Here is a 23,407-nt window from a genome sequence, read left to right on the forward strand (position 1 = left end):
AATTTTCCGCGTATAGTGCTGTAAAACAATATGTGTATTTTACACATAATTCCCGACAGGAGATAATTTATGAAAGCAGCCGTGGTTTTTGATCTCGCAGAAGGCCCGGTTTGGGCCGATTTTATCAACCCGCAGCCCGCGCCCGGCCAGACGCTCATTGACGTCCGCGCCGCCGCGCTGAGCCATGTGGTTAAGGCCCGCGCATCCGGACGCCATTACAGCTTCGACGGCAATCTGCCCTTTGTGCCCGGTATCGATGGCGTCGGCACCACACCTCAGGGCCAGCGCGTCTACTTCGCCTTCCCCACCGCCCCCTTCGGCAGTATGGCGCAGCGGGCGCCGGTCGCCCTGCAGAATTGTCTGCCGCTGCCGGATGCGCTGGATGATATCCAGGCGGCGGCGATGGCCAACCCCGGTATGTCCGCGTGGGCATCGCTGGTGACACGCGCCCAGCTTCAGGCCGGCGAAACGGTGCTGATTAACGGCGCCACCGGCAGCGCCGGTCAGTTGGCGGTGCAGATTGCCCGCTATCTGGGGGCGAAAAAAATCATTGCAACCGGGCGCAATGCGCAGTCGCTCGCGGCGCTGGACGCCGATGAGTGTATTCAGTTAACCGCTGATGATAAAACCTTGAGCGGGCAATTTTCAGCGGTCAGCGCCGCGCAGATCGATGTGGTCATCGATTACCTGTGGGGACACAGCGCGGAATTATTATTGCCGGCACTGGCGAAATATACCCCTGCCGGCAGTCCGGTGCGCTATGTGCAGGTGGGTTCCCTGGCTGGCGCCGATATCGCGTTAAATGGCGCAGTGCTGCGTTCCGCCCCGCTCCTGCTGATGGGCAGCGGGATCGGTAGCCTGTCGGTATCGCAACTGCTGGCGGCGACCGGTGAAATGCTGCAGGCGGCGGTGCCGGGGAAATTGACCATCGCCACCCCCCCGCGGCCACTGCAGGAGATCGCGGCGGCCTGGCCGCAGGACGACAGCCAAAAGCGCACGGTTTTCACCCTCGGATAAAAAATCGCTTCCGCACAAAAGATGGGGTTGATATCTTAAATGAGAAATATTATCTTTCTCATCACTGAATAGTTGAGTAAATCACTCGGGTATTCAGTACGACATTGCTCACATTGCTTCCAGTATTTTTGCCCGCACTTGTGCGGGCTTTTTTTTACTCGCGACACACCTCACGCACCCGCTGCCGCAGTCAGCGGTGGCCGGGGCCTGCTCCAGACGCGGATGCCACGCCTGCGAAACCGTAATCACCTCGGTACTGACCGGCAGCGGATCGAGGGCCGCCAGCAAATTAAAATCGGGATCGTTCATTATCGCTCCAGTCGCCAGACAGGGCGTTTGCTGCAAGATATGAGTGCACTGGCGGCGTCTTCCGCCCGATCTCGGGCCTGATTATAGTGAAGACCTCCTTTCTGCAGCGAGAAACATCATGAAATCCGATCAGCACAACACTATCCTCATCGTCGGCGCCTCGCGCGGCCTTGGCCATGCTATGGCGGCGACGTTCCTGCAGCACGGCTGGGAGGTCATCGGCACCGTGCGCGATTTATCATCCCACACGCCGCTCCACGACCTGGCCAAGACGCATCCCCTGCGGCTACGCCTGGCGACGCTCGACATCCGCGATGAAGCCCAGCTGGCCGCGCTGCAGGCGACGCTTCCCCCGGCAAGCCTCGATATGCTGTTTGTCAACGCCGGTACCACCAATCGTGACCCATCGCAGACCATTGGCGACGTCTCCACCGAGGAGTTTTACCAGGTGATGCTCACAAACGCCCTGGCGCCGATGCGGGTTATCGAGCGCCTGCAGCAGGCGGTTAAACCGCAGGGGCTGCTCGGCGTGATGTCCTCCGGCCAGGGGAGTCTGACCAATAACCTTACCGGCCAGCGGGAACTCTATCGCGGGAGTAAAGCTGCGCTGAATATGTTCATGCGCAGCTTCGCCGCTCGCCCCTCCTCGGCCTCCCATCCGCTGGTGGTGATGGCCCCGGGATGGATCCGCACCGAGCTCGGCGGGGCAGATGCCCCGCTGACCATCGAAGAGACGATCCCACGCCTGGTGAACGTCCTGCTCGACAAACGGCAACGTCCGGGACTGGAGTATCTCGATTACCAGGGCCGTACCGTGCCCTGGTAATCCGTGCCGGAACAACCATCATATGGCCGCCCGGAAGTTAACCCCGCCCGGCGCGGCTTGCTACCGACCTTATTCTGCAGCACCTTCCCTATATTCCCGCATTATCGTTCAAAAAATGTGAATTATGTAAATCGAAGTGAAGAAAGTTGTTTTAAGGTCAACTTTTCTATGTAAATATTAAGGCAAATGATAACTATTCTTTTTATCATTTATAGAATCACACCGGGTCAGCGCAAGCCAGACGACGAATAACGTCGCTTTTGCGCGGTGTGATATGTGCTCATAACAAAAAATAAGCCTGCATTTATCATGGAAAAAAACGCTTCTCTGCCTTTCGGCAGTTTCAACTCATTGGCATTGTTTACAGGTCTGTGTCTGGGAGCCTCGCCGGCAGCAGGCATCGCAGCGGAAAATTCGGTCAAAAATAGTGAAGAGACGCTGGTAGTGGAAGCCGCTCCGCCTTCACTATACTCCCCCGGCGCTTCCGCCGATCCCAAGTTCAATAAACCGCTGGTCGATACCACCCGCACCATCACCGTGATCCCGGAACAGGTGATTAAAGATCAGGGCGTCACCAACCTGACTGACGCCCTCAAAAACGTTCCCGGCGTGGGGGCGTTTTATGCCGGGGAGAATGGCAGCTCAACCACCGGGGATGCCATCTTTATGCGCGGCGTGGATACCTCTAACAGCATCTATGTGGACGGCATTCGCGACATCGGCAGCGTGACGCGCGATACCTTCAATACCCAGCAGGTGGAAGTCATCAAAGGGCCCGCCGGCACGGACTATGGCCGCAGCGCGCCCTCCGGCTCGATCAATATGATCAGCAAGCAGCCGCGCCTTGACTCCGGGATCGACGGCTCGGCCAGCATCGGCAGCGCCTGGTCGCGCCGGGGCACTCTCGACCTGAACCAGGCGTTTAGCGACAACGCTGCGTTCCGTCTGAACCTGATGGGGGAAAAAACCCATGACGCTGGTCGGGACCGCATTGAAAACGAACGCTATGGCATCGCACCGTCGCTGGCCTTCGGCCTTGATACCCCAACTCGTCTGTATCTGAACTATCTGCACGTCCGGCAGAACAACACCCCGGATGGCGGGATCCCTACCGTCGGCCTGCCGGGCTATTCGGCGCCTTCGCCGAAGTATGCCGCACTCAACTCCGCCGGGAAGGTCGATACCAGCAATTTCTATGGCACCGACTCCGATTACGATAAATCTACTACCGACAGCGGTACCCTGCGCTTCGAACACGATCTGACGGAGAATACCACCGTGCGCAATACCACCCGCTGGTCGCGAGTGAAACAGGAGTATCTTTTGACCGCGGTGATGGGCGGCGCGAACAATATCACCGCCCCCGATATCAATGACGTCAACACCTGGAGCTGGTCGCGTCTGGTTAATACCAAAGATGTCAGCAACCGCATTCTGACCAACCAGACCAATATCACCTCGACTTTCAATACTGGCTCGATAGGCCATGACGTCAGCGCCGGCGTGGAGTTTACCCGGGAAAACCAGACCAACTATGGCGTTAACGCCAGGACCGCGCCGGCGGTGAATCTCTACCATCCGGTGAGCAACCTGTCGATTGGCGGGCTGGACAGAAACGGGGCGAACGCCAACGGCCAGACCGATACCTTCGGGATTTATGCCTTCGATACGCTGACGCTGACCGAGCGGATTGAGATCAACGGCGGGCTGCGTCTCGACAATTACCATACCAAATATGACAGCGCCACCGCCTGCGGCGGCAGCGGACGCGGGGCTATCGCCTGCCCGCCCGGACAGTCGACCGGCAGCCCGGTCACCACTGTCGATACCGCTAAATCCGGCAATCTGGTTAACTGGAAAGCCGGGGCGCTGTACCGCTTAACCGAGCAGGGCAATGTCTACGTCAACTACGCCATCTCACAGCAGCCGCCGGGAGGCAGCAGCTTCGCCCTGGCCGCCAGCGGCAGCGGCAACAGCGCTAACCGGACCGACTTTAAGCCGCAGAAGGCGAAATCCAGCGAGCTGGGCACCAAGTGGCAAATCTTCGACAACCGTCTGTTGCTCAGCGCGGCGTTATTCCGCACCGATATTGAAAACGAAGTGGCCGCCAACGATGACGGAACCTGGTCGCAGTACGGCAAAAAGCGCGTGGAGGGGTATGAACTCTCCGCGACCGGAAACCTGACCCCGGACTGGACGATTATCGCCGGCTACACTCAGCAGCATGCGACAGTGACGGAGGGACAGAACGTTGCACAGGATGGATCTTCCGCCCTGGCCTACACCCCGAAACATGCCTTTACGCTGTGGACGCAGTATCAGGCCACCAGCGATCTGTCCGTCGGCGGCGGTGTGCGCTATGTCGGAAGCCTGCGCCGGGGCAGCGATGGTGCAGTCGGTACCCCGGATCACACCGAGGGCTACTGGGTTGCCGACGCCAAACTGGGCTATCGGGTCAACAGCAACCTCGATCTGCAGCTCAATATGTATAACCTGTTTGATACCGATTACGTGGCCTCCATCAACAAGAGCGGCTATCGCTATCATCCGGGCGAACCCCGGACCTTTATGCTGACGGCGAACGTCCATTTCTGAGTCTGCGCGTGGGGCCGTTGCGCCCCACCTTTTAGAGAGAACACCGCGATGATGTATCACATTCCTGACGTGCTATCGACAGACCAGGTGGCGGAATTTACCCGGCAGCTGGCGCAGGCCGAGTGGGTCGACGGGCGGGTTACGGTGGGTAGCCAGGGGGCGGCCGTCAAACAGAACCAGCAGATCGATACCCGAACGCCGCTGTATGCCCGCCTGCAGGCCGCTGTGCTCGATATGCTGCGCGGCCATCCGCAGTTTTTTTCCGCCGCGCTGCCGCGGACGATTTCCGCGCCGTTGTTTAACCGCTATGGGCCAGGGGAGACCTATGGTTTTCACGTCGATGGCGCCGTTCGCCAGAACGGCGAGGCGGGCTGGATGCGCACTGATCTGTCAGCGACGCTGTTCCTATGCGATCCGGAGAGCTATGAGGGTGGCGAACTGGTGATTGAAGACACCTATGGCCAACATCGGGTGAAGCTCCCGGCCGGGCATCTGGTGCTCTATCCCGCCAGCAGCCTGCACTGCGTCACCCCGGTCACCCGCGGCGTCCGCCAGGCCTCTTTCCTGTGGATCCAGTCGATGGTCCGCGACGATAAGCAGCGTGCGATGCTTTACGACCTGGACCGCACCATCCAGTCTCTGAAGGCCCGCTTTGGCGACGGAGAAGAGGTCCTCTCCCTGCTCAACATGTATCACAACCTGCTGCGCCAGTGGACGGAAGTGTGATCCGCTGTTGATGACAGAGGCTTGCGGCAGACAGGTGTGACGAGACAATGAACTGGCCATCCGTTGGCCAGTTTACAGAAGAATTTAGAACCGATAGCCTGCGGAGAACATAAACACCCACGGATCCAGACGGGTGCTGACTTTCTGGTCCACGCCGCCGGCTTTGAATTTCACATCGGTATCGATATCCATGTACCACACCGACATATTCAGCAGCCAGTCGCGGTTAATCAGATAATCTAGGCCGACCTGCCCCGCCGCGCCCCAGGAGTCCTTCAGGCTCAGATCGGAAAGCCCGGCCGCCTTGCCGGTATCGTTAAAGTCTTCATTAAAGAAGGTGGTGTAGTTGATACCGGCCCCCACGTACGGGCGCACCTTGCTTTGCGCATCGCCAAAGTACCACTGCGCCATCAGGGTGGGCGGCAGCTGATGGACGGTGGCGATAGTCCCGGTTGGCCCGGTGCCGACCTTATGGCGGAACGGCGTCGCGGCAAGCAACTCCACGCCAATGTTATCGGTCGCCATATAGGTAAAGGTTAAACCCAGCTGGGTATTGTTACTGACGTTGAAACTGCCAAGGCTGCCTAACACATTGTCAGAGCCCTCCGTCGGTCGGACGGTGGCGGTCCCGGCACGAATGAAAAACTCACCCGCTTCATGCGCCCAGACGCTGCCGGTAGAAAGCGTGCCAAGAATCAATGCCGCCGCTGCTAACTTCTTCATATCCACTTCCTCATTATGGTTTTTCAGCGCGGCCAAATATACCTATAACGAGTTACGTTTGATCTGTTTTAGATCACACTAAGTCCTCAGATTTAACATTTATTGATCCAGATTAATTTTTGCTACCGATCGCAATGCCTTGAATTGTTCGCACATCAATTTTCACTTTTCGCGCAAAAATTTATTTCTGCCCCTCTTGCCGTCGCTGAGGCGGCTGGATAAGTTAACTGCCGACAATCTGTGTTGATGCGTTTTTTTCAGGTGTAATTATGAGTGAAATCAACCCGTGCATGACGTGCGGTGCCTGTTGTGCGTATTTTCGAGTCTCTTTCTACTGGGCGGAAGCCGACGATGCGGGCGGCCTGGTGCCCTCCGCGCTGACCGAACCGCTGACCCCTTTCCTGCGCTGCATGAGCGGCACCAATCAGCGCCAGAGCCGCTGCGCGGCCCTGTCTGGCGATATCGGCGACGCCGTTCACTGCACTATTTATGAAAACCGGACTTCGCCGTGTCGCGAATTCGCCATGTCCGGGGAAAATGGCGAGGAAAACGATGCCTGCAACCGGGCGCGGGCGCGCTACGGCCTGCCACCATTGCGGCCTCTTTACAAAGATATACCTGCCCTGACCGGCGCAGAGAGTGCTACGACGGAACGATTTGCGGTACAATCGCCGGCTAGTTAACACCTGCGACACTCAAGGAGAATGCATGTCTATCACGGCGAAGTCCGTCTACCGTGACACCGGGAATTTTTTTCGTAATCAGTTCATTACTATTTTACTGATTGCGCTGTTGTGCGCGTTTATTACGGTAGTACTTGGCCATGCCTTTTCACCCAGCGACGAGCAGCTGTCGATACTCAGCGAAGGCGATAACCTCGCCGGTAGCGCCGGGCTGTTCGAGCTGGTGCAGAACATGACGCCGGAGCAGCAGCAGGTTCTGCTGCGCGCCTCGGCGGCATCAACCTTCTCGGGTCTGGTAGGTAATGCGATCCTCGTCGGCGGCGTCCTGCTGCTGATCCAGCTGGTCTCCGCCGGTCATCGCGTTAGCGCCCTGCGCGCCATCGGCGCCTCGGCGCCGGTGCTGCCCAAGCTGCTGCTGCTGATCCTGTTCACCACCTTCCTGGTGCAGATGGGGATGATGCTGGTGCTGGTGCCCGGCGTGCTGCTGGCCATCGTGCTGGCCTTTGCGCCGATCATGCTGGTACAGGACAAAATGGGCATCCTCGGCGCCATGCGCAGCAGCATGCGCCTGGCGTGGGCCAATCTGCGGCTGGTGGCGCCGGCTATTATCGGTTGGCTGGTGGCGAAAACCCTGCTGTTACTGTTTGCTTCCAGCTTTGCCGCCCTGACGCCAAACGTCGGCGCGGTGGTGATTAATACCATCAGCAACCTGATTTCCGCCCTGTTGCTGATCTATTTATTCCGCGTGTATATGCTTATCCGCAGCTAATTTTAACCAGGACCGGGGCCTTCCCCGGTCCGTCCTGAAAGACGGGATCGATGTATGAAGCAGTTTCTGGATTTTTTACCGCTGGTGGTCTTCTTTGCCTTTTATAAGCTTTACGATATCTACGCCGCCACCACGGCGCTGATTGTGGCGACCGCCGTCGTGCTGATCTACAGCTGGGTGCGCTACCGGAAAGTGGAAAAAATGGCGCTGATCACCTTCGTGCTGGTGGCCGTCTTCGGCGGGTTAACCATCTTCTTCCATAATGATGAGTTTATTAAATGGAAGGTGACGGTGATCTATGCCCTGTTCGCCGGCGCGCTGCTGTTCAGCCAGTGGGTGATGAAAAAGCCGCTGATCCAGCGCATGCTGGGTAAAGAGCTGAGCCTGCCGCAGCAGGTCTGGTCGCGACTTAACCTGGCCTGGGCGGTGTTCTTTATTCTCTGCGGGCTGGCCAATATCTATATCGCCTTCTGGCTGCCGCAGAATATCTGGGTAAACTTTAAGGTCTTTGGTTTAACCGCCCTCACGCTGGTCTTTACCTTGCTGAGCGGGATCTACATCTACCGTCATATGCCGCAGGACGACCACCACTAACCCCTCCGCCGGCGCGCCATCGCGCGCCGCGCTCGCCCCCCTATAAGCTTACTGCACTGGCAAACATTCCCTGCAACCACACAACCTCAGCGCATACGCTGACAGCTTCCCGGCCACACTGTGTAGGCTCTCTTCACGATTTCTCTCAACTGCATAAAAAGTTGCGGTAATTGTGAGGATTTTATGGAGATTCATCTCGTTACATTGTAATGATAATTGTTATCATTAATATTCTCGATCTCATTTTGCATTGTTTTGAAAAGGATATTTACATGAGATCGCCGCAATATTCTGTGCCCACGACCCTGGCGCTGGTCATATCCAGTCTCCTCGCCCCTAACGCCTTTGCTGAAGAATCAGAACAAGATACCGAAACGATGATTGTGCGCAGTACGGCGGAAGAGGCGCTTAAGCAACAGCCCGGGGTGTCGATTATCACGGCTGAGGATATTGCTAAGCAGCCGCCGGTCAACGATCTCTCAGACATCATCCGTAAAATGCCCGGGGTGAACTTGACCGGCAACAGCGCCAGCGGCAGTCGGGGCAACAACCGCCAGATTGACATCCGCGGCATGGGGCCGGAGAACACCCTGATCCTGATAGATGGGGTACCGGTCACGTCACGTAACGCGGTTCGCTATAGCTGGCGCGGCGAACGCGATACCCGGGGCGACAGCAACTGGGTACCTGCCGAAATGGTCGAACGGATTGAAGTTCTCCGCGGTCCGGCAGCCGCGCGCTATGGTTCCGGCGCGGCGGGCGGAGTGGTCAATATCATTACCAAACGTCCGACCAACACCTGGCACGGTTCGCTGTCTTTCTTCACCAACCAGCCGGAAAACAACAAAGAAGGCACGACCAATCGCGCTAACTTCAATCTCAGCGGCCCACTGGCCGGCGAGGCGCTGACGATGCGCCTGTATGGCAATATCAATAAAACGGAACCCGACGCCTGGGATATTAACCATGCGCAAAACGGCTCTTACGCTGCGGGGCGCGAAGGGGTCCGCAATAAAGACATTAACGCGCTACTGTCATGGAAAATGACCCCGCAACAGATCCTCGATTTCAGCTACGCCTATAGCCGTCAGGGGAATATCTATGCGGGTGATACCCAGTACAGCAACGGCAATCTTAGCCCGAACGGGCTGGTGGACTCCCTGTACGGCCACGAAACTAATCGCCTCTATCGCCAGTCCTGGGGACTGACCTACAACGGTCTATGGGATTGGGGCCAGTCCAAAGCCGGTGTTTACTACGAGAAAACCAACAATACCCGCCTGCAGGAAGGCTCTACCGGCCGCGTCGAAGGCATGATCAACAGTGAAGATTATGCCACCAGCCGTCTGGAATCCTGGCGTACTACCTCGGAATTCAATGTGCCTTTCTTCTGGCTGGCGGACCAGACGCTGACGCTGGGAATGGAATGGAACCATGATCAGCTCGACGACCCGGCATCGATGCAGGCCACTAACAGCAACGGCGAGACTATCCCTGGGACCTCGGGCGACCCTACGCAACGCAGTACCAAAAACAGCGCCACCCTCACCGGTATCTATCTGGAAGATAATATCGAAGCCGTGCCCGGCACCAACCTGATCCCCGGCATTCGCTTCGATTATCATAATCAGTTTGGCAGTAACTGGAGCCCCAGCCTCAATCTGTCCCAGGAGCTCGGCGATATGGTCACGCTGAAGGCCGGTATCGCGCGCGTGTTTAAAGCGCCAAACCTCTATCAATCCAGTAAAGGCTATTTGCTCTCCACCCGCGGCAACGGTTGTCCAAACACGATCGCTGAAGGCAGCTGCTACCTGCTGGGTAACCCTGACCTCGACCCGGAGATCAGTATCAACAAAGAGATCGGTATCGAATTTAACCTTAATGGTTACGCTGCCGGAGTCACCTGGTTTCGCAACGATTACAAAAACAAAATCGTCTCCGGAACAGAGGTACTGGGCTATACCTCCAGCGGCAATAATATTTTGCAATGGCAGAACGGCGGCAAAGCCGTGGTCGAGGGGCTGGAAGGAAATCTGCTGATCCCGGTGCTGAGAGATGTCCTCAGCTGGCGGACCAATGCCACCTGGATGCTCAAATCTGAAAGTAAAGAGACTGGCAACCCGCTGTCGGTTATCCCGAAATATACCGTTAACACGATGCTCGACTGGCAGGTAAACGACGCCCTGTCTGCGAATGTGAACTGGACGCTTTATGGCCGTCAGAAGCCGCGTCAGTATGCGGAGATCCGCAACGAAACCGGGACCCTTGCCACCACCGAGGTTGGCGCCTATTCCATCGTGGGTATTGGTACTCAGTATCAGCTAAACCGGGATATTCGCCTGAATGCCGGAATAAGTAATCTATTTGATAAACAACTGTATCGCGAAAATGCCGGCGCCTCGACCTACAATGAGCCTGGCCGCGCGTATTACGCCGGCGTTACCCTCTCCTTCTGAACCACCGCGCCCGCGCCAGCGGGCGTATTCCCCTATTCTCACTGCGCTATTTTCATAGTAGCATCCCGCTGATCGTCTTTGACCACAACAGAGTAGAGCATGACAACAACAGATCTCGCCCCAAAGGGCGAAATGGTTTTACGCACCCTGGCAATGCCGGCGGATACCAATGCCAACGGGGATATTTTTGGCGGCTGGCTGATGTCGCAGATGGATATTGGCGGCGCCATTATGGCCAAAGAGATCGCCCAGGGTCGCGTGGTGACCGTGCGGGTGGATGGGATGACCTTTTTACGTCCGGTCGCCGTTGGCGACGTGGTGTGCTGCTACGCCCGCTGCGTGAAGCGCGGCAACACCTCGGTGACAATCAATATCGAAGTGTGGGTGAAAAAAGTTTCTTCAGAACCGATTGGCCAGCGCTACAAGGCGACGGAAGCGCTGTTTATCTACGTTGCCGTTGATAATCAGGGAAAACCACGTCCTCTGCCAGCGGAATAAGAAGGTGCCCGGCTTGCCGGGCACCTGACTTACAGAAAGCCCAGCAGCGAAAAGAAAAAGTAACCGATGACAATCACGATCACCGGCAGCACGTACAGTGGGAAATACTGCACCAGGATAGTATGGCGCGGTACCACAATGCGTTCAGCAAGCTGCTCGCGGGTTAACCCATCTGCGCCTTTGGCCTGTTCGAGGATCAGCTGATCCTCAATCCCCTCGCGGAGAAATTTCGCCTGCCGCGCCATTCGCGCGCCGGAAGCCTGCAGGGCCATGCCGACGAACACCAGAATGAAGATGATCCAGAAGCCGATGTTCAGGCTATGGTGAAAATCCGGCAGCGGCGAGTTGTACCAGAAAAAGTTCAGGAACGGCGTGTTAAAGCGCATCATCTCAATCATCACGTGCGCAAAATCCATCATTACCGCATCAATGCCGGGTTTCTTTTCACTGTGCTCATACATAAATTTGAGCACAGAAATCAGCGTCGACAGCACGGCGGGAATAAAGATAACCCATCCTAAAATGCGTTTGATAACCGCTATGCGTCCAGCTTGTTGGTACGTCATGAGTTCCCCTTGTTAAAGACGCGTTGGTGGTTCGCCTGCTGCCTGTTGCGTGGCGCTGGCTTCCCTCGCTCCCCCGAGTATGTCGGGTATAAGTCTATCTGCCACGGCGAATTTCGCCCAATAATGCGCGGTATGATATACCATGATTGCCGATTCGTTTATCTGATTACGCAACAGGAGAAGGACATATGTCAGCGAAGCGCCGCATTGAGGCCGCGATATTTGATATGGACGGGTTGCTGATTGACTCGGAGCCGCTCTGGGATCAGGCGGAGGTCGAGGTCATGGAGAGCCTGGGAGTGGATACCCGTCGCCGCGATGAACTGCCCGACCTGCTCGGTCTGCGAATCGACCTGGTGGTGGATCTGTGGTACGCGCAGCAGCCGTGGCACGGCGTAGACCGGGCGGAAGCTACCGCGCGCATTATTCGTCGCGCCATTGAGCTGGTGGAAGCCTCACGCCCGCTGCTGCCGGGCGTACGCGAGGCAGTGGCCCTGTGTAAAGCTCAGGGCTTAAAGGTGGGCCTGGCCTCGGCCTCGCCGCTGATGATGCTGGAGAAAGTGCTCGATATGTTTGAACTGCGCGACCAGTTTGATGCTCTCGCCTCCGCGGAGCATTTACCCTGGAGCAAACCGCACCCGCAGGTCTACCTCAACTGCGCCGCTGCCCTGGGAGTCGACCCGCAGCGCTGCGTCGCGCTGGAGGATTCGGTCAACGGCATGATCGCCAGCAAAGCCGCGCGCATGCGGTCTATCGTGGTGCCGGAAGCGGAGAACAGCCGCGACCCGCGCTTTGCGCTGGCGGACGTCAAGCTTCCGTCACTGCTGGCACTCACTGCTGAGAACTTGCTCGGCTAAGACCGCTGGCGGGTGCAACAATCGCTGTCACGCCGCCAGCAACAAAATCAAAACATTGTTTCATTTTAATTGTAATTTTGTTTTCCTCCCTCTATGCTGGTCACAGGTGGCGTCATCGTACGCCAGTAGATCAGCTGACAGAGGTGAATATGGTACTGAACGCCTTCGACCTGACGGGTAAGGTCGCCATCGTGACCGGTTGCGATACCGGCCTGGGACAGGGAATGACGCTGGGCCTGGCGCAGGCCGGGTGCGATATCGTCGGCATCAACCGTAAAATTCCCCATGATACGGCCGCCCAGGTGCTGGCGCTGGGCCGCCGCTTTCACGCCATTCAGGCGGATCTCAGCCAAGAGAATGATATGAGCGGTCTGGTCGACCAGGCGGTGGCGGCGATGGGCCGGGTCGATATTCTGGTCAACAACGCCGGAATTATCCGCCGCCATGATGCCCTGACCTTCACGGAAAGCGACTGGGACGCGGTGATCGACCTGAATCTCAAAGCGGTTTTCTTTCTCAGCCAGGCGGTCGCCAGGCAGTTCATTCGCCAGGGGGAAGGCGGGAAAATCATTAACATCGCCTCGATGCTCTCGTTTCAGGGCGGGATCCGCGTCCCCTCCTACACCGCCTCGAAAAGCGGCGTGCTGGGTTTGACCCGTCTGCTGGCCAACGAATGGGCTGGCCAGGGTATCAACGTCAACGCCATAGCGCCCGGGTATATGGCCACCAATAACACCCAGGCGCTGCGCGAAGATGAAGAGCGTAACCAGGCGATCCTCGAGCGCATTCCCGCTGGTCGCTGGGGAGCGCCGAAAGACCTGCAGGGGCCGGTGGTGTTTCTCGCCTCATCAGCGGCCGACTATATTAACGGCTATACGCTGGCCGTCGATGGCGGATGGCTGGCGCGCTGAGAGTTTGTGACAAAGAGTTACACCGTCACCTCTTCCGTACACTGTATAAAAACCCTATACTGTATGAATCGACAGTTTAGGGTGTGTTATCATGACGGCGGAAGGCCATCTCTTCTTTTCAATCGCCTGCGCAGTATTTGCCAAAAACGCAGAGTTAACGCCGGTGCTGGCGCAGGGCGACTGGTGGCATATTGTGCCCTCGGCGGTATTGACCTGCCTGCTGCCGGACATCGATCACCCAAAGTCGTTTCTTGGCCAACGGCTGAGCTGGATCTCAAAGCCCGTGGCGCGGGCCTTTGGCCACCGCGGCTTCACCCACAGCCTGCTGGCCGTCTTTGGCGCGCTGACGCTGTTCTATCTGAAAGTGCCTGACAGCTGGATTGTCCCGGCAGACGCTCTCCAGGGCCTGGTGCTGGGCTATCTCAGCCACATTCTCGCCGATATGCTCACCCCCGCCGGTGTGCCGCTGCTGTGGCCCTGTCGCTGGCGCTTCCGGCTGCCGATCCTTGCGCCGCGCAAGGGCAATCAGCTCGAACGCGCCTTGTGTATGGCGCTGTTCGTCTATGCCGTCTGGATGCCGCAGACGCTGGCGGACAACAGCGCGATACGCTGGTCATCCGGGGTGATCAATTCCCTGCAGATCACCTTCAATCGCTTTATAAGTCACCAGAGTGGGCGATAAAGCGGCGGAAAACGCCATTTGGTTATAACCCATTCCATTTGAATATAAGTCCTTGATAACGCCTTCTGCTAACCTTGCCGTCATAAGAGCTGGTTATCCACCAGCCCAGGTTATAAAAATATCAGGAGAACGGGGATGAACTTTCCATTAATAGCGAACGTAGTCGTGTTCGCCGTATTACTGTTTGCGCTGGGGCAAACACGCCATAAACAGTGGAGCCTGGCCAGAAAAGTGCTGGTCGGTCTGGCGACTGGCGTGGTCTTTGGTCTGGCGCTGCAGCTGATCTACGGGTCTGACAGCCAGGTGCTGAAGGATTCCATCCAGTGGTTCAATATCGTCGGCAACGGTTACGTCCAGCTGCTGCAAATGATTGTTATGCCGCTGGTCTTCGCCTCTATCCTTAGCGCGGTGGCCCGCCTGCACAATGCCTCGCAGCTGGGGAAAATTAGCTTCCTGAGCATCGGTACTCTGTTGTTCACCACCCTGATCGCCGCCCTGGTTGGCGTGCTGGTGACCAATATGTTCGGCCTCACCGCCGAGGGTCTGGTCCAGGGCAGCGCGGAGACCGCCCGTCTGAACGCCATCCAGAGCAACTATGTAGGGAAAGTAGCGGATCTCAGCGTCCCGCAGCTGATCCTTTCCTTCGTGCCGAAGAACCCGTTTGCTGACCTGACCGGGGCTAACCCAACCTCCATCATCAGCATCGTCATTTTCTCGGCGTTCCTCGGCGTCGCAGCGCTTAAGTTGCTGAAAGAGGATGTGGAAAAAGGCCAGCGCGTGCTGACCGCGATCGATACCCTGCAGGGCTGGGTAATGAAGCTGGTTCGTCTGGTCATGCAGCTGACCCCTTACGGTGTGCTGGCCCTGATGACCAAAGTGGTTGCCGGGTCGAATTTGCAGGACATCATCAAGCTTGGCGGCTTCGTGGTAGCCTCGTACATTGCGCTGGGTATTATGTTTGTCGTCCACGGCCTGCTGCTGGCGATTAACGGCGTCAGCCCGCTGAAGTACTTCCGTAAAGTCTGGCCGGTGATCACCTTCGCCTTTACCAGCCGCTCCAGCGCCGCCTCCATTCCGCTGAACGTTGAGGCGCAAACCCGTCGTCTCGGCGTACCGGAGTCGATTGCCAGCTTCTCCGCCTCCTTTGGCGCCACCATCGGCCAGAACGGCTGCGCCGGTATCTATCCGGCAATGTTGGCGGTGATGGTCGCGCCGACCGTGGGCATCAACCCGCTGGATCCGATGTGGATTGCCACCCTCGTGGGCATCGTCACCGTCAGCTCGGCGGGCGTCGCCGGGGTGGGCGGCGGCGCGACCTTCGCCGCGCTGATCGTTCTGCCGGCGATGGGCCTGCCGGTGACCCTGGTAGCCCTGCTCATCTCCGTCGAACCGCTGATCGATATGGGGCGTACCGCGCTGAACGTTAACGGCTCAATGACCGCCGGGACGCTGACCAGCCAGTGGCTGCGCCAGACCGACAAGTCGATCTTCGATAGTGAGGAAGAAGCCGAACTGGCGCATCGCTAAACGGCAAGCACAAAAAAACCGCTGATCATTCAGCGGTTTTTTTATTTCTGCAGCCGACTCAGGCTTCAATCTCACCTTCCTGACGCACCTGGTTAGCCCAGCGCTGCGCCGACTCCGGCACGCTGAATGCCGGTGAGCGACGGAAATGCTCCCCCATCAGCAGAAAAGCGACATACTTCCCGCGCAAAATCCAGACATCGCGAAAATGGTCCATTTTCACGGCATGTTCCGGAGGCGCAGGCTCCACGCGCGGCACGTAGCTAATGACAGGGCGATTTTGTTGGCGCAATGGTTTCATAACAAATGGATTCACTAAACATAGCGGGAAACAGAAACCTCTATCATAGCCGATTGTGGCCCCGTTCGTCGCCCCTTCGCCGCCGATGCGCATTTTAGGATAACTCCCTGCCCCCTCGCCGGGCGCAGACAGCGTAATGTTCTATAGTTAGAAGGGTTTTGGTCTATCAACGACCACTTTTAGCAATGAAAGCAGGAGACGAGTAATGTCTGATAAGCACCCGAACCCTCACCAACAGCAGGCACCGGTCCACGACAGCGAGGAAGCGCAACCGGGTCTCGATTCGCTGGCGCCGGACGATCGGGAGTGGCGCCCCACGCCGAAACCTACCGCTCCGGGCGTCGAACCCACCGCCCCAGGCAGCCTGAAAGCGCCCGATACTCATAACAGCAAACTGGATTCCCTGGAGGCGCAACGCAAAGGGGGGGAAGATTTTCCGCTGACCACCAACCAGGGCGTGCGCATTGCTGACGATCAGAATTCGCTGCGCGCCGGTAGCCGCGGCCCAACGCTGCTGGAAGATTTTATCCTGCGGGAGAAGATCACCCACTTTGACCACGAGCGTATTCCGGAGCGTATCGTTCATGCCCGCGGCTCTGCCGCCCACGGCTACTTCCAGCCCTACAAAAGCCTGGCTGCGTTGACTAAAGCCGATTTTCTTTCGTCAGCCGATAAAATCACCCCGGTGTTTGTACGCTTTTCCACCGTGCAGGGCGGCGCGGGGTCGGCGGACACCGTCCGTGATATTCGCGGCTTCGCTACCAAGTTTTACACTGACGAAGGGATTTTTGACCTGGTGGGCAACAACACACCGGTCTTCTTCATCCAGGACGCGATGAAGTTCCCCGACTTTGTCCACGCCGTGAAGCCTGAACCCCACTGGGCCATCCCACAAGGGCAGAGCGCCCACGATACTTTCTGGGACTATGTTTCCCTGCAGCCGGAAACGCTGCACAACGTGATGTGGGCGATGTCGGATCGCGGCATCCCGCGCAGCTATCGCACCATGGAAGGCTTCGGGATCCACACCTTCCGTCTGATTAATGCCGAGGGCAAAGCCACCTTCGTTCGCTTTCACTGGAAACCGGTCGCCGGCAAGGCCTCGCTGGTGTGGGATGAAGCGCAGAAGCTGACCGGCCGCGACCCCGATTTTCATCGCCGCGATCTATGGGAGGCCATCGAAGCCGGGGACTACCCGGAATTTGAGCTTGGCCTGCAATTGATCCCCGAAGAGAATGAATTTGCTTTTGACTTCGACCTGCTCGATCCCACCAAGCTGATCCCCGAGGCGCTGGTGCCGGTGCAGCGGGTTGGCAGAATGGTCCTCAACCGCAACCCGGATAACTTCTTTGCCGAAAATGAACAGGCGGCCTTCCATCCCGGACATATCGTCCCGGGCATTGATTTCAGCAACGATCCGCTGCTGCAGGGGCGTCTCTTCTCTTACACCGATACGCAAATTAGCCGCCTGGGTGGGCCGAACTTCCATGAAATCCCCATCAACCGTCCGACCTGCCCGTATCATAATTTCCAGCGTGACGGGATGCACCGGATGGACATTGACACCAATCCGGCCAACTACGAGCCCAACTCGATTAACGACAACTGGCCGCGCGAGACGCCGCCTGCCGCCAAACGCGGTGGCTTTGAGTCCCTCGCCGAGCGCGTCGACGGCGAAAAAATCCGCCAGCGCAGCCCTTCGTTCGGCGAATATTACGCCCAGCCGCGCCTGTTCTGGCTGAGCCAGACGCCGATTGAACAGCAGCATATTATCGATGGTTTCAGCTTCGAACTCAGCAAAGTGGTCCGCACCTGGATCCGCGAGCGGGTGGTCGATCATCTGGCCCACATTGATACTAAGCTTGCGGAAGCGGTTGGGGCGAACTTAGGCATCGAACTGAGCGACGATCAGCGCAACATTACCCTGCCCGCCCCGGTCAATGGCGTGGAGAAAGACCCCAGCCTCAGCCTCTACGCCGACGCCGAAGGAGATGTGAAAGGTCGCGTGGTGGCAGTCCTGCTCAACGAACGCACCTCAGCGCAGGATCTGGTTCAGCTCCTGCAGGCGCTGCAGGCCCAGGGCGTGCACAGCAAGCTGCTCTACTCGCGAATGGGCGAAGTCATTGCCGACGATGGTTCTCCGCTGCCGATCGCCGGCACCTTCGCCGGCTCCCCGTCGCTGACGGTGGATGCGGTGGTGGTGCCCGGCGGCGACCTCAGCGCCCTGAGTCAGAGCGGTGACGCGCGCTATTACCTGCTGGAAGCCTATAAACATCTGAAGCCGATCCTGCTGGCAGGGGATGCGCGGCAGCTGACGTCCGTTCTGCAAGTCCCGACCCAAGGTGAAGAGGGGGTCATCGTCACCGATGCGCTCGACACGCCAGCGGCGGACAAACTGCTCGCCCTGATGACGGCCCACCGCGTGTGGTCGAGAAGCCCGAAAATCGCCGCTATTCCGGCGTAGTAAAAAGCCCGGCACGCTGTGCCGGGCTTGATTCACTTTCCCTTTCCCCCGTCGGGCTTACACGTCGCGGTAGGTTCCCAGACGATAACCCCGGTCGGCCACCGCCGCTTTCAGTGAAGCAGATGTCAGCACATCAAGCTCATCCAGTCGCGGATAGCAGTAGGCGCTGCCCATAATGATCCGATCGACATAAGCCGGATGACACATCACCTCCAGGGAGCGCTCCCCGCGGGCGATGGAGGCATCCAGCGTCTGCAGAAACAGTTCCTCAGAGACCGCTTCGCCGTAAAACTCGCTGCTGAAGCCGGCGCTGCTGCGCGCCGCCTGCTGGTCGAGCCCACTCTGCGCCGCCACCTGGCGGTCAATGCGTAACGCAATGCCCTTCTCGCGGGCAAAGGCCGCGACGATGGGATAAATCTGGGCGAACATATGAACATGGTGATGGCTGTCGATATGCGTCGGCTCATGGCCGAAGAGTTCGACAAAACGATGGTACTGACACGCCAGCTCGTGGGCGATCTCTTCCAGCGGCAGGCTATCTTCTTCCGCCTGCTGCCAGATCCATTTGCCCAGCCGGCCATCGCGGGTTAATCCCGGCATGGCCGACAGCGGCTCGCCCAGCGTCAGTACAAAGTGCATACCGACCGCCAGCTCCGGAGTACTGCGGCTCAGCTGGGCGGCGTGGTCAATGGCCGCGCCGTTGACCAGCGCGGTGGTCGATGTCACCACGCCGTTGCGACAGGCCTCGATAATGCCGTAGTTCTGCCCTTTACTGAGGCCGAAGTCGTCGGCATTGACGATCAATACGCGTTCCATTTGCTACTCCCGTTACGATTTTAGTTTTTCGATCGTCGCCGCAAAGTTCGGCAGCCATTTTTCATGCGCCAGAATCATCTCCCGCGCCAGCTGTTCGGCGTCACGATCGGAATGGATCAGCGGGCTTAAGTTCAGCGCCAACAGGACATCGTTCAGCTCACCGCTGATCGCCGCCTGGCTGGCCGCCACTTCGAACCCCTTGATGGTGTAGATAAGCCCTAACACCTTCTCATCGAAATGAGTAATGCGCGGCGTCGGCTTCGCGCCGTCGCGGCCTAAGGTGCAGCTCATCTCTACCGCCCAGTCCGCCGGGATATTATCGACATGACCATGATGCGGGATATTCACATAGTGCTCAGTCTGCTTGTCGTTATAGATGGCATTGATTACTTCGCAAGCGGCATCAGAGTAATAGGCCCCGCCGCGCTGCTCCAGCTCCTTCGGCTTAACGTTAAGATCCGGGTTTTTATACAGCTCGAACAGCTGTTTCTCCACCTTCTGCACCACCTGGGCGCGCGCACCGCCTTTGTAGTACTCGCCCATCTCAATCGCCAGCATCTCTTTTGGCTTAAAGTAGTAGAGCAGGTAAGAGCATGGGATCAGGCGCAGGGAGCGGATCAGCCCTTCGCTAAACGGCAGGTCGAAGATGTTTTTCACCGAGTTCGCGGTCAGACGGCCGGAGGCCACGCCGTCCAGCAGTTCATCGAAGCGCGAGACGCCGTTAACCAGCACGTCGCGGACGAACACCAGGTGGTTGAGACCAAACAGGTCGATATTCAGCTCATCGCTCGGGCTCAGCTGCAGCACGTCGGTGATGAACATCTTCATGCCGATAGGAATGTTGCACACGCCGATAAAGCGTTTGAAATTGGTGTGGCGATAGACCGCCTCGGTGACCATGCCCGCCGGGTTGGTGAAGTTGATGATCCATGCGTCGGGGCAAATTTCCTGCACATCTTTCACGATATCGAAAATCACCGGGATGGTGCGCAGTCCTTTAAACAACCCGCCCGCCCCGTTGGTCTCCTGACCCAGGTAGCCGTGACTCAGCGGGATGCGCTCATCTTTTTCACGCGCCTTCAGCTGGCCCACGCGCAGCTGAGTGGTGACGAAATCTGCGCCCTGCAGCGCTGCGCGGCGATCCAGCGTTTTATAGACTTTCATCGGCACGCCGGCTTTTTCCACCATCCGCTGGCACAGCGCGTGGATAATATCGAGCTTCTCCTGGCCCTCTTCGACGTCTACCAACCATAGTTCGCTTACCGGCAGTTCATGATAACGTTTCAGAAATCCTTCCAGTAATTCCGGGGTATAGCTGCTGCCGCCGCCAATAGTGACTACTTTTAATTTCTGGCTCATCTTTTTCTCCCTTAGGCGCTGCGCCTGGACGCAGGCCGCTCTCCGCAACAATGCGGACAGTTAACTTGAATGATTTTCGGTATAAACCTGGCGGCGAACGCCGCGCGGGTTTAATTAATACTGGTCAAATGTTTGCGATAACTGCTCGGCGTAAACGACGTCAGTTTTTTAAAGGTTTTAATAAACAAGCTCGGGCTGCTGTAACCTGATTCATACGCAATATCCGTCACCGAATAATTGGTAATTTCCAGCTGTTTTTTGGCAAAGTTGATACGGATATCATTAATTATCTGCATCGGCGTTTTACCATAATAGCGCTGGGTCGCCCGGGTTAAATATTCCTGCGTTTTTCCGGATAAGCGAACCATATTTTCGAGAGCGCCTTCACCGAATTTCAGCTTATCATGCATGGCTTCCACGGTATTTTTTAACCATTGCGGCGTCACGTCGGCAACCGGCTCTTCACGATAGTGGCGTAAACGGTTAATGACATAAAAAGAGACCAGCTCGATAAATTCGTCAAATTCCGTTTCGCGAAAATTGAGTGAGGCGATGACCGACTCAACGTAGCCGAGAAAAGCGCTCTGCACGGCGTAGACTTGCGAAGCCACCAGACCAAACGGCAGCAGCGGCAGGTAGTGTTTCTCAAAGAAGCGTCTGCTGATGCCGACGTTAAGGATGCGCGTCGCCCCGAACTCGTAAAAGCTCTGGTGGTGCGAGCCCATCGGGATAAAGACGAAATCCCCGCGCTCCAGCAGCACCCGTTTGCCATTGATCTCCTGGTAATAGCGCCCGGTTAACACCACGGTAAATTCGTAGTAATCATGCTGGTGAAGCCCGCTCACGCTTTCCGTTTTGTTATAGATGACCACATGAAAGTTCTTCCCGTTGAACAGCTGTTGTTCTCTGGCGGTACTGATCTCGGTGGTCATCATTCTGGGCTGCCTCATCGTCGCGATGGCCTATTGTACCTTCTCGTGCAGCTCAATCAATTCGGCCACCAGCTCACGAGCCAGCATGGAGGTCATCAGATGGTCCTGGGCATGCACCAGCACCAGGCTGACCTTCATTTTCCCTTCGCCCTCGTCGCTTTCGATAAGCTGGGTCTGCACGCGATGCGCCTCGCTCAGCGCCTGGCGCGACTGCTCCATCATCGCTTTCGCTGCGGCAAAGTCGCCCTGCTTCGCCTGCTTCAGCGCGCCATAGGCCAGGCTACGGGCTTGTCCGGAGTTGATAATCAGCCCCATCACTACCTCTTCGAGGTCATTTTCCGGGGTCTCTACCGCGTCGATGTTGTCCAGATCAAACATAATATTTCCCTCATTTATCAGGCGGTACGGGACGCTGCCCGTACCGCGCGGTATCAGAATTTAAGTGCGTTAGCGATGTCTTCTTCGCTCTCTTCCTGCTCGATAACGGTCTGTGCTTTATTCGACAGCACCACAAACGGCAGGTAGACCAGGGTAGCGACGCCAAGGTTGAACAGGGCCACCAGCAGGGCGGCAACGCTGCCGTTACTGTTAAAGAACGCTCCCAAACCGGTCGGCATAGTCCACGGCGCCAGGTTGGTCACCGGTGGGATAATCCCCAGGCTGTAGGCCGCCAGCGTAATGGCCGCCAGAATCGGCTGAACCAGCACGAACGGGATGAACATCACCGGGTTCATGATGATCGGTAGACCAAACAGAATCGGTTCGTTAATCTGGAAGATGCCTGACGGCAGCGCCAGCTTAGCAACCTGACGATGGTCAGCGCGGCGAGAAGCGATAAAGATGGCGATAATCAGACCCAGCGTCGCCCCGGAGCCACCCAGCAGGATGTAGGAGTCGAGCATCGGTTTAGCCCAGAAGTGGAACTGTTTGCCCGCTTCGATGGCCGCATCAACAGAGCCGTACTGGTTGTACAGCGCGATGTTTTCCAGCGCCCACGGCGTCATGATGCCGTTATCCAGGGCGGTAAGCGCCAGAGAACCGTGCACACCGAAGAACCACAGCAGAGAGTTAAAGATAACGTATGCCCAGCCAACCACGCTGCCCATCGCCGCCAGCGGCGTCGAGATAGAGTCCATGATGATCTGGTGGAAGTTGCTGCCATAGCTCGCCAGGGCCCACGAAATAATGCCGAAGATGGAGAGGATCAAGAAGCCCGGGATCAGCGCTGAGAAAGAGCGTGATACCGACCCCGGCACGCTGTCCGGCAGTCTAATCACCCAGTTGCGACGGATCACGAAGGTGAACAGTTCCGCAACGACCAGACCGATAATCATCCCGGAGATGATGTTCTGCCCGCCCAACCAGTTGGCGCCCACCGCATAGGCTTCGCCCACGCTATACGGGGTCACGGTCATGAAGGCCGCCACCGCCAGCAGGCCAGCTGCCATCGGGTCAACTTTGCGCTCTTCCGCCAGCGCGGAGCCGATAAAGAACGGCGCCATTAGCGACATAATCCCGAGGGTGCCGTTATAGACGTTTCCACCGATAGCCTTAAAGCCGTTTAAGGTTTCAATGGTGGAGGCATCCAGGCGAATGCCCATGGAATAAAAGAAAGAGCCTTCGCCGAAGCTCAGAAAAACGTTGTTAATTAACACAAACATGGCCCCGGCGAGGGTCAACGGCATTAATTTAATAAATCCATTTTTTATTGCATTAATATGCGGCTGCTTTCCTATTTTCACTGCAAAAGGAAGGAGTACCTTTTCAAGCGAATCGATCACTTTACTCATAGTCAATAC

At 57.3% G+C, this 23,407-nt stretch carries 23 protein-coding genes; 14 read left to right on the forward strand and 9 right to left on the reverse strand.

Features of this window, described 5'->3' with window-relative positions; translation table 11 throughout:
- Positions 1 to 69 precede the first annotated feature (69 nt).
- Positions 70 to 1,017 (forward strand): quinone oxidoreductase family protein, encoded by a 948-nt coding sequence (locus tag ACR809_RS14775; RefSeq protein WP_122051393.1) that lies wholly within the window; start codon positions 70 to 72, stop codon positions 1,015 to 1,017.
- Between the two features lie 108 nt (positions 1,018 to 1,125).
- Here ACR809_RS14775 and ACR809_RS14780 read toward each other — a convergent pair whose 3' ends face one another.
- Positions 1,126 to 1,326: a hypothetical protein gene (locus tag ACR809_RS14780; protein WP_122051394.1), complete on the reverse strand. Its 201-nt coding sequence runs from the start codon at positions 1,324 to 1,326 to the stop codon at positions 1,126 to 1,128.
- Positions 1,327 to 1,444: 118 nt separating this feature from the next.
- Here ACR809_RS14780 and ACR809_RS14785 point away from each other — a divergent pair, with 118 nt between their 5' ends.
- The 3 genes from ACR809_RS14785 (at position 1,445) to ybiX (ending at position 5,473) form a co-directional block, all read left to right on the forward strand.
- The gene (locus ACR809_RS14785) at positions 1,445 to 2,152 is read left to right on the forward strand and encodes an SDR family NAD(P)-dependent oxidoreductase (RefSeq protein ID WP_004183694.1); all 708 of its coding nucleotides are present in this window, start codon (positions 1,445 to 1,447) and stop codon (positions 2,150 to 2,152) included.
- Between the two features lie 309 nt (positions 2,153 to 2,461).
- Complete coding sequence (locus tag ACR809_RS14790; protein ID WP_004176501.1) at positions 2,462 to 4,747, forward strand: catecholate siderophore receptor Fiu; 2,286 nt, start codon at positions 2,462 to 2,464, stop codon at positions 4,745 to 4,747.
- A gap of 48 nt (positions 4,748 to 4,795) precedes the next feature.
- Positions 4,796 to 5,473: a PKHD-type hydroxylase YbiX gene (gene ybiX / locus ACR809_RS14795; RefSeq protein ID WP_004140326.1), complete on the forward strand. Its 678-nt coding sequence runs from the start codon at positions 4,796 to 4,798 to the stop codon at positions 5,471 to 5,473.
- Positions 5,474 to 5,557: 84 nt separating this feature from the next.
- On the opposite strand, the gene ompW is transcribed toward ybiX, so the two are convergent.
- The gene (gene ompW / locus ACR809_RS14800; RefSeq protein WP_002901634.1) at positions 5,558 to 6,196 is read right to left on the reverse strand and encodes an outer membrane protein OmpW; all 639 of its coding nucleotides are present in this window, start codon (positions 6,194 to 6,196) and stop codon (positions 5,558 to 5,560) included.
- 269 nt (positions 6,197 to 6,465) lie between these two features.
- Here ompW and ACR809_RS14805 point away from each other — a divergent pair, with 269 nt between their 5' ends.
- The 5 genes from ACR809_RS14805 to yciA all read left to right on the forward strand — a co-directional run bounded on the left by ACR809_RS14805 (position 6,466) and on the right by yciA (position 11,196).
- Entirely contained in the window at positions 6,466 to 6,879 is a 414-nt protein-coding gene (locus ACR809_RS14805) for a YkgJ family cysteine cluster protein (protein WP_122051395.1), read from the forward strand.
- Between the two features lie 25 nt (positions 6,880 to 6,904).
- Positions 6,905 to 7,648 (forward strand): YciC family protein, encoded by a 744-nt coding sequence (locus tag ACR809_RS14810; RefSeq protein WP_002901632.1) that lies wholly within the window; start codon positions 6,905 to 6,907, stop codon positions 7,646 to 7,648.
- A 54-nt stretch (positions 7,649 to 7,702) separates the two neighbouring features.
- Positions 7,703 to 8,242 carry a septation protein A gene (locus ACR809_RS14815; protein ID WP_002901631.1) on the forward strand — a complete coding sequence of 180 codons (540 nt, stop codon included), beginning with the start codon at positions 7,703 to 7,705 and terminating at the stop codon, positions 8,240 to 8,242.
- A gap of 272 nt (positions 8,243 to 8,514) precedes the next feature.
- Entirely contained in the window at positions 8,515 to 10,698 is a 2,184-nt protein-coding gene (locus ACR809_RS14820) for a TonB-dependent siderophore receptor (RefSeq protein WP_023283572.1), read from the forward strand.
- A gap of 99 nt (positions 10,699 to 10,797) precedes the next feature.
- Positions 10,798 to 11,196: an acyl-CoA thioester hydrolase YciA gene (yciA, locus tag ACR809_RS14825; protein WP_002901629.1), complete on the forward strand. Its 399-nt coding sequence runs from the start codon at positions 10,798 to 10,800 to the stop codon at positions 11,194 to 11,196.
- A gap of 29 nt (positions 11,197 to 11,225) precedes the next feature.
- Here yciA and ACR809_RS14830 read toward each other — a convergent pair whose 3' ends face one another.
- Positions 11,226 to 11,762: a YniB family protein gene (locus ACR809_RS14830; RefSeq protein ID WP_002901627.1), complete on the reverse strand. Its 537-nt coding sequence runs from the start codon at positions 11,760 to 11,762 to the stop codon at positions 11,226 to 11,228.
- Positions 11,763 to 11,950: 188 nt separating this feature from the next.
- Between ACR809_RS14830 and hxpB the strand changes: the two genes are divergently transcribed.
- From hxpB to ACR809_RS14850, 4 genes are all read left to right on the forward strand, one after another.
- Positions 11,951 to 12,619 carry a hexitol phosphatase HxpB gene (gene hxpB, locus ACR809_RS14835; RefSeq protein WP_004140335.1) on the forward strand — a complete coding sequence of 223 codons (669 nt, stop codon included), beginning with the start codon at positions 11,951 to 11,953 and terminating at the stop codon, positions 12,617 to 12,619.
- A 149-nt stretch (positions 12,620 to 12,768) separates the two neighbouring features.
- The gene (gene kduD / locus ACR809_RS14840) at positions 12,769 to 13,530 is read left to right on the forward strand and encodes a 2-dehydro-3-deoxy-D-gluconate 5-dehydrogenase KduD (RefSeq protein ID WP_004176511.1); all 762 of its coding nucleotides are present in this window, start codon (positions 12,769 to 12,771) and stop codon (positions 13,528 to 13,530) included.
- A 91-nt stretch (positions 13,531 to 13,621) separates the two neighbouring features.
- On the forward strand, positions 13,622 to 14,212 hold the full coding sequence (locus tag ACR809_RS14845) for a metal-dependent hydrolase (protein ID WP_002901611.1): 591 nt from the start codon (positions 13,622 to 13,624) through the stop codon (positions 14,210 to 14,212).
- Between the two features lie 135 nt (positions 14,213 to 14,347).
- The gene (locus ACR809_RS14850) at positions 14,348 to 15,739 is read left to right on the forward strand and encodes an L-cystine transporter (RefSeq protein WP_004151918.1); all 1,392 of its coding nucleotides are present in this window, start codon (positions 14,348 to 14,350) and stop codon (positions 15,737 to 15,739) included.
- Between the two features lie 58 nt (positions 15,740 to 15,797).
- On the opposite strand, the gene cedA is transcribed toward ACR809_RS14850, so the two are convergent.
- On the reverse strand, positions 15,798 to 16,052 hold the full coding sequence (gene cedA / locus ACR809_RS14855; protein ID WP_008807754.1) for a cell division activator CedA: 255 nt from the start codon (positions 16,050 to 16,052) through the stop codon (positions 15,798 to 15,800).
- Between the two features lie 190 nt (positions 16,053 to 16,242).
- On the opposite strand from cedA, the gene katE reads away from it, so the two are divergent.
- Entirely contained in the window at positions 16,243 to 18,501 is a 2,259-nt protein-coding gene (katE, locus tag ACR809_RS14860) for a catalase HPII (RefSeq protein ID WP_004140344.1), read from the forward strand.
- A gap of 57 nt (positions 18,502 to 18,558) precedes the next feature.
- On the opposite strand, the gene chbG is transcribed toward katE, so the two are convergent.
- The 5 genes from chbG to chbC all read right to left on the reverse strand — a co-directional run bounded on the left by chbG (position 18,559) and on the right by chbC (position 23,398).
- Complete coding sequence (gene chbG, locus ACR809_RS14865) at positions 18,559 to 19,317, reverse strand: chitin disaccharide deacetylase (protein ID WP_004183684.1); 759 nt, start codon at positions 19,315 to 19,317, stop codon at positions 18,559 to 18,561.
- Between the two features lie 12 nt (positions 19,318 to 19,329).
- Positions 19,330 to 20,676, reverse strand: coding sequence for a 6-phospho-beta-glucosidase (locus ACR809_RS14870; protein WP_004148093.1), 1,347 nt, complete (start codon positions 20,674 to 20,676; stop codon positions 19,330 to 19,332).
- Positions 20,677 to 20,786: 110 nt separating this feature from the next.
- Positions 20,787 to 21,611: a transcriptional regulator ChbR gene (gene chbR / locus ACR809_RS14875; RefSeq protein ID WP_002901552.1), complete on the reverse strand. Its 825-nt coding sequence runs from the start codon at positions 21,609 to 21,611 to the stop codon at positions 20,787 to 20,789.
- 27 nt (positions 21,612 to 21,638) lie between these two features.
- On the reverse strand, positions 21,639 to 21,986 hold the full coding sequence (gene chbA / locus ACR809_RS14880; RefSeq protein WP_004140356.1) for a PTS N,N'-diacetylchitobiose transporter subunit IIA: 348 nt from the start codon (positions 21,984 to 21,986) through the stop codon (positions 21,639 to 21,641).
- Positions 21,987 to 22,039: 53 nt separating this feature from the next.
- Positions 22,040 to 23,398 carry a PTS N,N'-diacetylchitobiose transporter subunit IIC gene (gene chbC, locus ACR809_RS14885; protein ID WP_004148091.1) on the reverse strand — a complete coding sequence of 453 codons (1,359 nt, stop codon included), beginning with the start codon at positions 23,396 to 23,398 and terminating at the stop codon, positions 22,040 to 22,042.
- Positions 23,399 to 23,407: the final 9 nt, after the last annotated feature.

The sequence above is a fragment of the Klebsiella sp. CD33 genome (genome assembly GCF_051992865.1).
GTDB lineage: Bacteria > Pseudomonadota > Gammaproteobacteria > Enterobacterales > Enterobacteriaceae > Klebsiella > Klebsiella pneumoniae.

Coding starts and splice junctions, on each gene's coding strand:
- ACR809_RS14775 (WP_122051393.1), top strand. CDS start 70: ATGAAAGCAGCCGTGGTTTTTGATCTCGCAGAAGGCCCGGTTTGGGCC.
- ACR809_RS14780 (WP_122051394.1), bottom strand. CDS start 1,326: ATGAACGATCCCGATTTTAATTTGCTGGCGGCCCTCGATCCGCTGCCG.
- ACR809_RS14785 (WP_004183694.1), top strand. CDS start 1,445: ATGAAATCCGATCAGCACAACACTATCCTCATCGTCGGCGCCTCGCGC.
- ACR809_RS14790 (WP_004176501.1), top strand. CDS start 2,462: ATGGAAAAAAACGCTTCTCTGCCTTTCGGCAGTTTCAACTCATTGGCA.
- ybiX (WP_004140326.1), top strand. CDS start 4,796: ATGATGTATCACATTCCTGACGTGCTATCGACAGACCAGGTGGCGGAA.
- ompW (WP_002901634.1), bottom strand. CDS start 6,196: ATGAAGAAGTTAGCAGCGGCGGCATTGATTCTTGGCACGCTTTCTACC.
- ACR809_RS14805 (WP_122051395.1), top strand. CDS start 6,466: ATGAGTGAAATCAACCCGTGCATGACGTGCGGTGCCTGTTGTGCGTAT.
- ACR809_RS14810 (WP_002901632.1), top strand. CDS start 6,905: ATGTCTATCACGGCGAAGTCCGTCTACCGTGACACCGGGAATTTTTTT.
- ACR809_RS14815 (WP_002901631.1), top strand. CDS start 7,703: ATGAAGCAGTTTCTGGATTTTTTACCGCTGGTGGTCTTCTTTGCCTTT.
- ACR809_RS14820 (WP_023283572.1), top strand. CDS start 8,515: ATGAGATCGCCGCAATATTCTGTGCCCACGACCCTGGCGCTGGTCATA.
- yciA (WP_002901629.1), top strand. CDS start 10,798: ATGACAACAACAGATCTCGCCCCAAAGGGCGAAATGGTTTTACGCACC.
- ACR809_RS14830 (WP_002901627.1), bottom strand. CDS start 11,762: ATGACGTACCAACAAGCTGGACGCATAGCGGTTATCAAACGCATTTTA.
- hxpB (WP_004140335.1), top strand. CDS start 11,951: ATGTCAGCGAAGCGCCGCATTGAGGCCGCGATATTTGATATGGACGGG.
- kduD (WP_004176511.1), top strand. CDS start 12,769: ATGGTACTGAACGCCTTCGACCTGACGGGTAAGGTCGCCATCGTGACC.
- ACR809_RS14845 (WP_002901611.1), top strand. CDS start 13,622: ATGACGGCGGAAGGCCATCTCTTCTTTTCAATCGCCTGCGCAGTATTT.
- ACR809_RS14850 (WP_004151918.1), top strand. CDS start 14,348: ATGAACTTTCCATTAATAGCGAACGTAGTCGTGTTCGCCGTATTACTG.
- katE (WP_004140344.1), top strand. CDS start 16,243: ATGTCTGATAAGCACCCGAACCCTCACCAACAGCAGGCACCGGTCCAC.
- chbG (WP_004183684.1), bottom strand. CDS start 19,317: ATGGAACGCGTATTGATCGTCAATGCCGACGACTTCGGCCTCAGTAAA.
- ACR809_RS14870 (WP_004148093.1), bottom strand. CDS start 20,676: ATGAGCCAGAAATTAAAAGTAGTCACTATTGGCGGCGGCAGCAGCTAT.
- chbR (WP_002901552.1), bottom strand. CDS start 21,611: ATGATGACCACCGAGATCAGTACCGCCAGAGAACAACAGCTGTTCAAC.
- chbA (WP_004140356.1), bottom strand. CDS start 21,986: ATGTTTGATCTGGACAACATCGACGCGGTAGAGACCCCGGAAAATGAC.
- chbC (WP_004148091.1), bottom strand. CDS start 23,398: ATGAGTAAAGTGATCGATTCGCTTGAAAAGGTACTCCTTCCTTTTGCA.